Below are 12,263 nucleotides of genomic sequence, written 5' to 3'. Positions count from 1 at the left end.
ATCCTGCCTTTCATATATCATAATATATTCTTTATATCAGCGTCTTCTGATAACTGCTTCCAGCATTCAGGACGATTTCTTCTTCCATACCATTATATAAGATTACCAGTTTCGCATCAATTGGAGATTTCAGATTTATTTCCGTAACCCGTTTTTCTTTCCACTTGAAATTAAGTGTGATATTACCAGGCGCTTTCACGCCTTCTGCCATCCCATCTTTCCATTCATCTGGTAATGCCGGAAGAAAAACAATTTTCTGCTCTTCATACTGAACCAGCATTTCCAGCACAGCAGCAGCAAATCCAAAATTACCATCAATCTGAAACGGAGGATGGGCACAAAGCATATTCGGATATATCCCGCCACCTACCAGACTGCATGCTTCTTCTCTTGTTAAGCGAAGCTGATTTTTTAATAAAGTCAGGGCATGATTTCCATCTCCAAGTTTTGCCCACAGGCAGGCTTTCCACGCCATACACCAGCCGGTTCCCTTATCCCCACGCCTTTCCAAAGAAGTTCTGCAGGCTTCTATAAGAGGTTCATTCTCTTTATGAATCTGGTTCCCAGGATATAATCCAAACAGGTGAGAAATATGTCTGTGATTGATATCTGCTTCCGGGTAATCATAAAACCATTCCTGAAGCTGCCCTTCTTTCCCAATTTTATAGGGAGGAAGTTTCTGAAGCACATTTTTGACTGCATTTGTAAAATCTTCTACTCCCAGAATTTCACATGCTTTTAAATATAATCCAAACAGTTCTCTCAATATGCTGATATCCATTGTTGACGCAAACGTAACACTATGTGTCGTCATATCTGGTGCAAGGAATGTATTTTCAGGTGAAGTAGAGGGAGCAGTTACATAATATCCCTTATAAGGTACCAGATAGCCCAGGTAAAATTCTACGGCCCCTTGTATAATCGGAAATGCCTTCTTTTTTAAAAAAGCTTCATCCAATGTATAGCAGTAATGTTCCCATAAATGACAGCATAACCATCCAGAACTCATCGGCCACATGGAATATGTACAGGGATTTTCGTCCTGTCCAAATTGTCCAACCGGGCTTGAGTGTCCCCAAATATCCAGATTATGGTGGCTTACCCAGCCAGCCAGATGATAAACATCCTGAGCTGTTTTTTCACCTTTTTTTGAGGTACGTTCTATAAGTTCAAGCAAAGGCATATGACAGTCACTTAAATTTGCTTTTTCTGCCATCCAGTAATTCATTTCCGTATTAATATTTACAGTATAATTACTGCTCCAGGGAGCACGCATATGGTGATTCCAGATTCCCTGAAGATTTGTACATTGTGAACCGGGTACAGATGAACAGATCATCAGATAGCGGGCATAATGAAACATTTTTAATGCAAGTTCATTATCGGGTGTATAATTAATGTCAAGATGCATCCTATCAAAATAATTTGCGTATACATCCATATGCGCCTTTTTTTGCTTTTCATATTGAATGTGCTGAATGTTTTCCATCATACAGTTTCTTTTTGAAAAAAAGAGTTCTTTTTGTTTAAAATCAGTTACTCCGGACACGTAAATATACACATCATTTGGAGTATTTATAAAAAGCTTATCCGCTTGCTGATATACATTTCCACCGTTCGTTTGTACATATAATCCAATTGCAAAACGGATTCCCTGCCCCTCTTCATAAACGACAGGAACTTCGCAGGAATAATAAGGTGGTGCAACATAAATGGGTGCCTGCCCTTCTAATATAATTCCATTTTCTGCAAAAAAAGCAGATTTGTGCTTTATTTCACTTTCCAGTGTTATTGACATTTCAAGATTGCAATTTGGAGAAGTATGATAATGAATTGCCATCACTGGTTCTGACATACTCACAAAAAATTCTCTTTGATAAATCAAATCATCCTGGCAGAATTCTATTTTTTCAGTTGCATTCGTCAGGCACAGTTCTCTTCTATAAAAGCTGTTTCCATTTTGAATGGGTTCTTTCACATTAATGGAAAGCGTTCCTGCAGGCAGATAGCTTTCTGTCCAGTCTCCTAACACATTTTCTTTGCAATAATTCTCTGCTCCCTGGTAATCCCCTGCAAAAATGTGTTTTCTAAAAAGATCCCAGTCGACATTTTTGTTGGGATTTTCCTTGTTTCTTCCATTTCCAGACCAAAGCGAATCCAGATTCAATTCTATTCTTTCATTTTGAAATCTTCCATAGGACATTGCTCCCATGGTTCCATTTCCAAGGGGCAGCGCTTCATTCCAGGCTTCTGCTGGTTTATCAAAAATAAGTGCTAAGCGATCCATAACCCACTCCTCAATTCTAGTACATCGTTTTCGAAATAACTATACCACTTACTTGTCTGCGAATCCGATTGCACAGGTCTAAAAGCCTCAGCGTAGCCCGCTACGCCTGCGTTTTTATACCAGCACACTCGAATCCGCATCCTACGCGATTGATATAGTTATTTACGAAACGATGTACTAGAAAACTTTATTTTTATAATTATACACAACTCTCAGGGATTAATCAACTGGTGTAATTTCGGATTTATTGTTAAAAAATGTAGAAAAATGAATGGCTTATTTGCCTGATATATCCAAAAATAAAATATTCTTTCTCCCATTTAATCGCTCTAATATTTCTTCCGATTCAGCACTGATATTTCCAAATGCGCGCTCTGGTTTTCCGAGGAAAAATCCCTGGCCGTAATGTACTCCCAAGCTGTGCAGACATTCCAGCTCCTGTGCTGTTTCTATCCCTTCTGCGATCAGAATCGCCCCTGTTGCATTACAGTAATCCAGCAGGAGTTTCATCATGATTTCTTTTTTCTTATACTTGTAGATATCCCTTACTAATTCTATATCCGCCTTCAGATAATCAGGCGTGGTATTTACCACACGGTTTAGTCCTGAATGTCCAGCTCCCACATCATCCAATGCTATCTCATATCCCTGATCTGCATAATGTTTCATGATCTGCTGCAATATCTGATAGTTTTCTATGTCTGATCTCTCTGTTATTTCGAATACAATATCAGAAGCAGGAACCCCTGCCTTCATAGCCTTACGGTTTGTAAATCCCTGTATAAACGCTTTATCCTGAATAATATTTCCATCAACATTAAGAAATAATTTTACATTTTCCGGTTTTTCAACTGCTGCCTTCAAGGCTTTGTTTCTGCATAGTTTCTCTAATTTCCATACGCATCCCAACTGTTCAGCGATCACAAACAAATCTGAAATCGTAAGTGTCGTACTACTCCTGTCTATACGGCTGAGTGCCTCATAGCCGGACACCCTGCCGGTCTGTAAATTGACGATTGGCTGAAACACCGGATATATGGCTTTTCTCTCTAATATCTTATAGAATTCATCTGCTTTGTTTACTTTCATCGTTTTATGATCCCTCCTGCGAGAATCACTTTTTCAATACTTTTCCTGAAATAAAGAAGGCTCCTGCCAGTGAGGTAAAGGGAACTGTAAGGATTACTCCCATACTTGCGGAAATCCCCTGCATCAGTTCAATCCCAATAGAATACATATTGATGATCTGATGATAGGAATAGTTATATGCAAAAATAAATACCAGTGTGTTGAGAGAGCCACCTGCAAAAGCAAGAATCAGCGTGTTTGACATAGTTCCCATCATATCTTTTCCAACATTCATGCCGCTTTTAAACAAGTCCCACATTCCAAGATCCGGGCGTCTGCTGTATATTTCCTGTAAAGTAGAGGCAATAGACATTCCTACATCCATTACTGCTCCCAGTGATGCGATCAGGATCCCTGCAAACAGAAGTTCATTTATTTTTATAGCTGTTTTCTCTTCCAGGTAAATCAACTCTTCAATATCACTTACATTATAACCTGTGATCTGAGTTACTTTTCCAAATATTCCTGCAAATATAACAGCCATTACAACACCGGTTACAGTTCCTGAAATTGCAGTTAATGATTTAACAGAAATTCCGGAAATCAGATAAATTGTTACTACAGTGGTTATAACGGCAACAACTACCGCTGAAAAGATTGGCGAAACACCTCTGTATATCATCGGAAGAAACAGAAACAGCACACATACAATGGTAAAGCCCAGCCCCATTACAGATGCCGCACCTTTTTTTCCACCGATCAGGATAATTACCAGAAGAAACACTGCAATCATAAAATATAAGGAAAATTCACGGTCAGCACTATATACAGATGCAATGACTTCACCCTGTGATTCACTGACCAGTGCAATGACTTTCATACCCTTTTTACAGGTTGCACCAAACAGATAGCTGGAAGAACTGATTGCTTCCACTTTTTCGTTCTTAAATTTGCCGGAACAGAGTCGCAGCCTGACTGTCTGATTACCTACTCTGTTTCCGTTTTCTGTAAGGTTATCTGAAATAACCTCTGTTACTACTGCTTTTTCAAAGGTTCTGCCCTCTGTAGAAAGAAGTTCTGTTTTTTCGATCTTATTATATTGCATCAGAAAAATGAGGAAAAGGATGCCTGTGATCACCAGGCACCCTCTCCGAAGGAAATTTTTGTTTAACATTATTTTGCTTTCACCTTAATTGTTTTGCTTGCTGCACCATACACGTTCTTCTCTGAAACTTTGGTAAATGCTTTTACTCTTACATAGTAAGTTTTTCCTTTGGACAAATTTTTAAGAGCATATGTAGTTTTTGCTGTACGGTAAGTAGTTACCTTTTTGAATGAAGAATCTGTGGAAACCTGAATTGCATAGCCGGAAACTTTTCCACCTGCTTTTCCGATCGTAACAGTGGCTGTTCCGGATTTTCCGGCTTTCACAGTTTTTAACACTGCTTTCTTTGGCACAATCTTAAATGTTACTGTCTGTGTTCCTGTATACTTTCCGATTCCATTGATGGTTGCTTTTGCCAGACCTGTATTTTTGTTATCTGTATAGGTAACTGTGTAGTCTTTTCCTGCCTTTAAGGTCTTTCCATTCAGAGTTACTTTAAGAGCCGGCTGGATCTGTTTTCCTGTATAAATCTGATTCTTCACTTTCCCTACAGATGCAGATTTAATATCTTCTGTCACACCTTTTTTAATCGTAAAGGTTTCATCAATTTTCTGGTCATTATCTGTACGATAAGTATTGATTGTAAATGTATTATCTGTTACATCAATAACAGAATAAGTCGGAACATCTTCCTGCCATCTGTTTGCAATATAGCTCTGCATTCTTGGTACAAGATCATAATACTTGCTTCCTGATGAAGAGTTTGCTGTCATATAGAGAATACCATCCGGATTTACAACTGTCTCACCCTTTTCTGTATCCTCTATCGCATCCTTATCCATGACTGCATTCAGATAATTCAGATAAGCCACATCAGCCGGTTCCTTGGAATCTGTGGAAATATTTGCCGGTGCTTCATATCTTGTAGCCGGATTTTCTCCTGCATCCATATCCTTATCCAGTTCTGCATCAAACTCATCATCCGTATATTCTACAGTTTTATGTCCGCCCTCAAGAATATGGGTACGGGAATATGCATGATCGTGTCCTGTAAGAACAACATCTACATCATTTGCTTCAAAATAGGGTACCAGTGTATATCTGAGGTTTGTAATCTCCGGTTCATTGGAATGCTCCGCTGAACCATAGATATCCTGATGTAAGGTTACGACTCTCCAGGTACAGTTTGGATTTGCAGCAATCGCCTGTTCCATAAACTGTTTATGTTCAGCAGCATTTGTATCCTGTGTATTGAGCATCATAAACAAAGTGTTTCCATATGTGAAATAATAATCTCCACCCACAACTCCGTTAGAACCCAGGTCGCTGCTGTTTGGTGTATTAAAATGATATGTGTAGTTTGCATTATCTGCGTCATGGTTTCCAACAGTTGTTGCAACAGGAAGGGATTTCAGCACATCTGGGCTTAAATATCCGGTATACTCAATCTCGCTGGTCATTTCACTTTTTCCCGGAGATTTCTTCTTTGTTGTCTGGATCTGGTCACCTGCTGATACCACGAAGCTTGCATTTCCGCCTGTTTTATCCATAGCTTCATTTAATGTGGTGTTCCAGTTAAAGGAATCATTTCTGACCGCATCGGACTGTGCCTGATAAAATTCTGCTGTATCAGAGCCTTTCAGTTCATTGGAAGATCCAATCTGCGGATCACCTACGAAAATAAAGCTGTAATTATTTGTTGATTTTGTAGCATATTCTGCAGGTTCTGTGTAGGTTCCATCCTCTTTTTCATAGCTGTAATAGTACACAGTATTTGCACTCAGACCTGTGGCAGTTACTTTATTGGAAACATATGCCTCATTTGTCTTTGTATTTGTAGTTGCATCTGTCTGCTCTGCAACATACACTTTTGCATTTTTCATATTTCTGCCTTCACCGATGATCAGTTTCGGCGCAGCTGTATCAGCCTGTGCTCCAAGGATATCCGCTACCATTGCAGCAATTGCACGACTTTCATCACCTTCTGTATCAAAATCAGGAAGGTTCTCATCTGAGTTTGCTTCTGCTGCGAATTCCTCTGCGTCATTCTCAGAAGTACTAAATGCTGCTACGTTTTCTCCTTCTTCCGCATTAAATGCTGCTATGCTTTCTTCTGATGCTATATCCTCTTCAGCTATTGCAGTTTTCTCTGCTATATTTACTTCTGTTGCTGCATTTGATTCTGTCTCTTCAGCCTGTGCTGCTTCCACTGTTTCACCTGCTGCTGAAGTATCGGCTTCTGTTCCTGCAAAGACAGATTCACTGCTGTCACTGAAAGCATCACCTGACTGAGCGGAGAACTCCTGTGCAGCCTGTTCTTCTTTCTTTTCTGCTGTGTCAGAGTTGTCTTTTTTAGAATACCATGCGAAATTTAACTGGCTAAAGTCAGAGCCCGGAGTAAGTGAAACCTGAGTCCAGTCATTCTTAACAGCTTCCCACTCTGCTTTCCAGGATTCCCAGTTCCGGGAAATTCCCATTCCGCCTGCAAGAGAAGCAGCATCTGTTTTTCCGTCCGGTGCTGCACTTGCAAATGCCGGAGTAACCGCTCCTGCTGTCAGTGAAACTGATAAAATACCTGCCATAAAACTTTTTCGCCATAAGTTGTTCATTTTTTCATAATCCTCCTGAGAAATGAATGTTTCATCACACGATCACAGATCGGGTGTTCATTACATTGGAGAGTATAGAAACATTGAGAAAAAAGTTCAATAGACTTTACTGAGGTTTAACTATATTTTACATAGGTCTTACACTACTGTTCGCTCCGTTCTCAGTAACAGCTGACACCAAAGTACATCCTGCAGGAAATTCGGCTCAAAGTGCTTTCCTCGGACAGGTTCTGACACATTCCATGCACAAAATACATTCTGTTCCGTTTTTCCGTTTTCTGGAGTTATCGGTTATATCAACATTCATCGGACAAACTTTTTTACATTTTCCACATGAAATACACTTCTCTTTGTCACACTTAACTCTGACTACAGAGAAATAACTCATAGGTTTCAGAAAGATCGTGACAGGACAAATATACTTACAGAACGCTCTGTTATCTTTGAATAGGAATGCCAGAATAATCCCCACAATATAATACAGAATATTCCCCACGATAAAAGCTATAAACATGATTTTCTCCATATTCTCTACGTGATTCAGAAAAAGTAGCACCACGAAAGAGAACTAAAATGCAAATGTAATATACCGGATGAAACCTATCTTTTTTCTTGCAGCCTGAGGCTTTTTATATGGTAAAAAGTCCAACACCATAGCTGTCCAACAGGCATATCCGCACCATCCTCTTCCAAACAAAAGTGGTCCGAATATTTTTGCAACAACATAATGGATCGTAGCTGCTTCAAATACTCCGCTGCAAAGCAGCTCCCACAATTCTCATCATATCTCAATATAAAGTATTTGTCTAATGTTTCTATTAAGCAAATATTTGTCAGACCAACTTGCCATAAGTACCAGAATATCAAGGTTTGCGAAGGCAATTTATAGTAGATTTTGGCATATACATTTCGATTTTTTTTGAGTATAATAATTCCGAAAAAGTACTTTGACAGTAAATAAATGCAACATCATTGCACAGGAGGCATGGGATATGATTATTACAATAGCAAGACAGTGCGGAAGCGGCGGACATGAAATAGGAAAAGAACTGGCTTCCAGACTTGGACTGGAACTCTATGACAGAAAGAAACTGGAAGAAGAGGCCAAAAAACTTGGAAAGCTTGACGAAAACAAAGAATTTTTCCAGGAAAAGGCAGTAAACAGCCTGCTCTACAGCATTGCTGTAAGCTACGGAGAAAGCAATCCGATGGAAAAATCTTTTGAACTTATACGTGAACTTACGCAGCAAAAACCTGCCGTAATCATCGGACGCTGTTCAGGAGCGATTTATGCAAATGATCCTGAGGCAACTACTGTTTTTCTTCACGCAGATAAAGACTGCCGTATCAAACGTGTAATGGAACGGGACGGTATTAATGAGAAAAAAGCTGCAAAGCTGATAAAGGAAGTGGATGAGAAAAGAGCATCTTTCCACAAATTCTGCACAGGCAAAGAATGGGAAGACGCCAGCCAGTATCAGCTGTCTATTGATACAGGCAAACTTGATATTTCCGATGCAGCAGACATGATCATAAATTATATCAATGCTAAAAATATCGGACAAAAGCACCTGTAATTTCCAAATAACACTGTAAAAATCAGGCACAAGTTTCCGAAATATAACTTGTGCCTGATTTGCATTTTCTTTTAATATTTACTGTTTGACTGATCGGATTCATCCATCGGATATCTCTGTAAATTCGCAGATAGACTTCTCAAATATGCTATACAACGCATCAATGTTCTAGGATATATTCCATCTGCCTTTCTTTTGTTTTCATACCCATTTTTTCATAGAACTTTTCGGCTGAAGTATTTCCTGCCCATACGTTCAGTGTCACTTCATAACAGCCCATTCGCTTTGCTTCATTTTTTACATATTCAAACAAGCTCTCGCCGATATGCTGTCCTCGTGCGTGCTGATCAACACATAGATCATCTATAAAAAGAGACTTAAACGGTACCATATTAGTTGAAAAAGGCTGTTCCTGTAATTGGCAAAATGCATATCCTACACAAACATCTTCCTCGTTCACTGCTACATATATGGGTTTTTCTTCTTTTCCTAATAGCTCTGTCAATTGGCTTACAGTATATTTTGTGGTACCGGGAATAAAAATATCAGGTCTTATATCTGCATGGATCTGCAATACCTGTCCCAACAGTTCAATTATTCTTAGAATGTCTTTTTCTTCTGCTTTTCTAATAGTCATTTTTGTCCTCCAAGTAACAAATTATTCCACATGTCGATTTCTTTAAAGATATCTTCCCAGCATATTTTTCACACACTTTTCTACCATATCCATACTTTCTATACATACCTCTTTTTTCATTCCTGCCGCAATTCCCACAGTCAGGAGTTCTTTTCTGCCTGGATTACGTCCATTTCCGTCAACTGTTGTAGTATGCTCTCCATAGTATGTGTTACTGTAAGTAAGATCATATGCCGGACTCAGGCTCCATCTGTCTTTTTCATCATCATATAAATAGGTGAAATTCTTTGAATGATCATCTCTGTTATGTGCAAAAACATTAAAACACATCCTGCGAAACATCTCTCTCATATCTTTCTTATTATCTCTGGTTAATATTTTTGTCAGTTTCATCAGACTGTGATAATCCAGGCTTGGCTGCTCAAAATTCAACTCCAGCAACGCAGCAGCTGTCAGCATATGAATTCTCTTTGTTCCATTTTTATCTGATATCCTATCAAACCGCTTAATCCCAAAATACCCCTCACAGTTCTCAGATGGAAACAGTCTGGTTTCACTCATTATAATACCACATTTTTTTGCGCAGCATGAATAATCATATTCCATCTTCCCTGCATTTTCTCCATCCACATGTGCAGGAAATTTAATAATCCATTCCTCTCCATTCACTGTAGTCATAATTTTGGGTCTGGCTCCACCACTTGTACCACCGAGACGATATAATTCATCCAATCTATCGGAGTATTCCGTATTTAGTATTTTCCGGCACTGCTCCGCAAGTTCATCCAAATCCACATCTCCATATTGTTCATCTATTTTTTTCTCTGGATAATAGGTAAGTGCTCCCATACCTGACTTTCCAACAATTGCCAGCCGATCCAGCACTGTTAATTTGTCTGGATTCTGCTTATGTGCACGTAGCAGACGATCCAACAACAATCTCCCCCAATTATCCGGCAAACTATCTGCAAATACTCCAAATAATCCGTCAAAATAATCTTTTGTCGGTACAAAAACCTGCTTTTTAAGGGGAAGTGAAAACGGACTGATCGGAAAACCATTTTCAATCCATTCTTCACTATATTGAAACGCAGCTTTATGGTCAGCTGTCATAGCCAGTGTTCCTACAAGTTTTTCATCATAAAATACCTGTAATGCATTACCTTCCCTCATTTATGACCTCCTGAATATCTTTATATGGAACATGCGTAAAAATATTTCTAAGCTCATCTGCAATATCCAAAGCCATGGCAATCTTTGTCAGTGATCTCAATGATATCTGTCCGGTAGTTTCGAATCTCTTAATTGAACCATAGCTTACTCCGCTCATGGAAGATAATTTTTCCTGAGAAATAGAGCGGCGTTTTCTGATATTACGCACTCTTTGTGCAAGTTTCTGATCCAACTCCTCTGCGGTTTCCCATACAAACTGCTCCATTTTCCCTCCTTATTTCACAGATATTATTTTATCTAAAATCGTCCTATTTTACCAAAAACAGATAATATTTTATCTGGCATTATTTTATCATTCATTCATTTATAAATCAATCTTTTATTTGTTTCTTTGCTATATACCAGAAAGGTTCTTAATTTTCCTGTCTTTCCACTCCTGGCTTTGCCGGTAATGGTCTGTACTTTGCAGTATAATAATCACACTCAATTCGGATGACACTGACAATTGAAACCAGCCGCTCATTAAACTCAAAATCCTTACCCGTTTGTATTTTCATTAAGGCAATCATGGCCTTAATTTTTTCTTGTGGTGCTTCCACAATCTCCGCAGTTCCAAATCCATCAAAAGAATAATAACTACACCCATATTGGCAGGCTACTTTACCTGAGAATGGTTGAACATCACACTCAATCTGAACACAGCAGTCTGAATTGTTTCTGATAATGTCAAGCTTACGGCCTTCCAAAGCACTGTGCACATAAAATACAAGTTTATCATTTTCCATAACATAACCGTAGTTCATAGGAACTATGTATGGCTTTCCCTGATCCACCAGCCCAAGATGCAAAACCTTACCAGAATCAAGTATATGTATGATCTCATTAAGATCTGTTACTTCTCTGTCTCTTCTGCGCATAAAAACTCCTCCCATCGTACCTCTTATATTTTCATTTTTTCTTCTCCGGATAATGGATTATTCCATAATCAATTTAATCATAGCACATACATTCCTGCTTGACAAATACATCGCAATGCGATGTAACATAATATTTTCAAATGACCAATTATGGATATGGGATTATGCAGAAAGTAAAAGAATTGACTGAGAACGAAAATATATTTTTTTATCGTCAGATTTGTGGTATACTTTATGTATTACTTACAGACTCCCGGGAGGAGACAGCTATGCAAAATATAATTCCCGATGAAAGATATTCCGTGGCTGACGAAGCCATTTTAGGTGCTTTTTTCAAATTGGTAAAAGAAAAGAAGCCTGACAGGATTACTGTATCCGACATCACTAAAACAGCAGGTATTGCCAGAAGTACTTTTTATAATCACTATCAGGACATCCCTTCACTGATCTCTGCAGTTGAGGATAAAACGATTCATGACGTTTTTTCCATGATGGAAAACTTCCAACCCAAAAATGACCGGGATATCTGCAGTTCCTATTTTCTGACTCTGTGCCGGTACACTATGGAAAATCCTTTTCTGTCCGGTCTTTTAAGCACACCTCATGGCAATGATCTGTTTGAAAAAATGCTGACTATGCTCCATCATTATGTCACAGAAACTACATCTAATTCCAGGCCTGACAGGCATACAAAGGAAGAAGTTTCCTATGTGATCACCTGTGCCATCGGCAGTACTATCGGAGTTCTCCACAAATGGAGCCGGGATAATTTTAATCTTGCACCGGAAGTGATCGCTGATATTCTGTCTGAAATTTTTTTATCCGGTATGCTGCCGCTTTTATCCTAACCGAATCAAGCAAGTCCTCACCCACTGCTTCAATTGCGAAAA

10 protein-coding genes and 1 pseudogene are annotated in these 12,263 nt (G+C 38.9%); 2 read left to right on the top strand and 9 right to left on the bottom strand.

Going from position 1 to position 12,263, the window contains the following annotated elements; genetic code table 11:
• Positions 1-31 precede the first annotated feature (31 nt).
• The 5 genes and pseudogenes from LJE12_RS06535 to LJE12_RS20530 form a co-directional block, all read right to left on the bottom strand.
• Positions 32-2,287, bottom strand: a complete 2,256-nt coding sequence (locus tag LJE12_RS06535) for a glycoside hydrolase family 95 protein (RefSeq protein ID WP_055058442.1) — start codon at positions 2,285-2,287, stop codon at positions 32-34.
• Between the two features lie 276 nt (positions 2,288-2,563).
• On the bottom strand, positions 2,564-3,376 hold the full coding sequence (locus LJE12_RS06530; protein ID WP_195303387.1) for an EAL domain-containing protein: 813 nt from the start codon (positions 3,374-3,376) through the stop codon (positions 2,564-2,566).
• Between the two features lie 25 nt (positions 3,377-3,401).
• Positions 3,402-4,529, bottom strand: a complete 1,128-nt coding sequence (locus LJE12_RS06525; RefSeq protein WP_055058444.1) for a YibE/F family protein — start codon at positions 4,527-4,529, stop codon at positions 3,402-3,404.
• Positions 4,529-7,069 carry a metallophosphoesterase gene (locus LJE12_RS06520; protein ID WP_055058445.1) on the bottom strand — a complete coding sequence of 847 codons (2,541 nt, stop codon included), beginning with the start codon at positions 7,067-7,069 and terminating at the stop codon, positions 4,529-4,531. The genes LJE12_RS06525 and LJE12_RS06520 overlap by 1 nt, the downstream gene beginning before the upstream one ends.
• 205 nt (positions 7,070-7,274) lie before the next feature.
• Positions 7,275-7,841 (bottom strand): annotated as a pseudogene (locus LJE12_RS20530) (4Fe-4S binding protein); the annotation flags it as partial.
• A 220-nt stretch (positions 7,842-8,061) separates the two neighbouring features.
• Here LJE12_RS20530 and LJE12_RS06510 point away from each other — a divergent pair.
• Complete coding sequence (locus tag LJE12_RS06510) at positions 8,062-8,646, top strand: cytidylate kinase-like family protein (protein ID WP_055058447.1); 585 nt, start codon at positions 8,062-8,064, stop codon at positions 8,644-8,646.
• Between the two features lie 160 nt (positions 8,647-8,806).
• Here LJE12_RS06510 and LJE12_RS06505 read toward each other — a convergent pair whose 3' ends face one another.
• The 4 genes from LJE12_RS06505 to LJE12_RS06490 form a co-directional block, all read right to left on the bottom strand.
• On the bottom strand, positions 8,807-9,283 hold the full coding sequence (locus tag LJE12_RS06505) for a GNAT family N-acetyltransferase (RefSeq protein WP_055058448.1): 477 nt from the start codon (positions 9,281-9,283) through the stop codon (positions 8,807-8,809).
• 42 nt (positions 9,284-9,325) lie between these two features.
• Complete coding sequence (locus LJE12_RS06500) at positions 9,326-10,456, bottom strand: type II toxin-antitoxin system HipA family toxin (RefSeq protein ID WP_227226517.1); 1,131 nt, start codon at positions 10,454-10,456, stop codon at positions 9,326-9,328.
• Complete coding sequence (locus LJE12_RS06495) at positions 10,443-10,721, bottom strand: helix-turn-helix domain-containing protein (protein ID WP_227226516.1); 279 nt, start codon at positions 10,719-10,721, stop codon at positions 10,443-10,445. The genes LJE12_RS06500 and LJE12_RS06495 overlap by 14 nt, the downstream gene beginning before the upstream one ends.
• Before the next feature lie 148 nt (positions 10,722-10,869).
• On the bottom strand, positions 10,870-11,373 hold the full coding sequence (locus LJE12_RS06490) for a pyridoxamine 5'-phosphate oxidase family protein (protein WP_227226515.1): 504 nt from the start codon (positions 11,371-11,373) through the stop codon (positions 10,870-10,872).
• Positions 11,374-11,642: 269 nt separating this feature from the next.
• On the opposite strand from LJE12_RS06490, the gene LJE12_RS06485 reads away from it, so the two are divergent.
• Complete coding sequence (locus LJE12_RS06485) at positions 11,643-12,221, top strand: TetR/AcrR family transcriptional regulator (RefSeq protein WP_216459539.1); 579 nt, start codon at positions 11,643-11,645, stop codon at positions 12,219-12,221.
• Positions 12,222-12,263: the final 42 nt, after the last annotated feature.

It is taken from the genome of Blautia sp. DFI.6.71 (assembly GCF_020593585.1).
GTDB lineage: Bacteria > Bacillota > Clostridia > Lachnospirales > Lachnospiraceae > Blautia_A > Blautia_A wexlerae.
Note: the sequence above shows the minus strand (reverse complement) of the source record. Positions and strands in the feature narration are given on the sequence as shown.

Coding starts and splice junctions, on each gene's coding strand:
- LJE12_RS06535 (WP_055058442.1), bottom strand. CDS start 2,287: ATGGATCGCTTAGCACTTATTTTTGATAAACCAGCAGAAGCCTGGAAT.
- LJE12_RS06530 (WP_195303387.1), bottom strand. CDS start 3,376: ATGAAAGTAAACAAAGCAGATGAATTCTATAAGATATTAGAGAGAAAA.
- LJE12_RS06525 (WP_055058444.1), bottom strand. CDS start 4,529: ATGTTAAACAAAAATTTCCTTCGGAGAGGGTGCCTGGTGATCACAGGC.
- LJE12_RS06520 (WP_055058445.1), bottom strand. CDS start 7,069: ATGAACAACTTATGGCGAAAAAGTTTTATGGCAGGTATTTTATCAGTT.
- LJE12_RS06510 (WP_055058447.1), top strand. CDS start 8,062: ATGATTATTACAATAGCAAGACAGTGCGGAAGCGGCGGACATGAAATA.
- LJE12_RS06505 (WP_055058448.1), bottom strand. CDS start 9,283: ATGACTATTAGAAAAGCAGAAGAAAAAGACATTCTAAGAATAATTGAA.
- LJE12_RS06500 (WP_227226517.1), bottom strand. CDS start 10,456: ATGAGGGAAGGTAATGCATTACAGGTATTTTATGATGAAAAACTTGTA.
- LJE12_RS06495 (WP_227226516.1), bottom strand. CDS start 10,721: ATGGAGCAGTTTGTATGGGAAACCGCAGAGGAGTTGGATCAGAAACTT.
- LJE12_RS06490 (WP_227226515.1), bottom strand. CDS start 11,373: ATGCGCAGAAGAGACAGAGAAGTAACAGATCTTAATGAGATCATACAT.
- LJE12_RS06485 (WP_216459539.1), top strand. CDS start 11,643: ATGCAAAATATAATTCCCGATGAAAGATATTCCGTGGCTGACGAAGCC.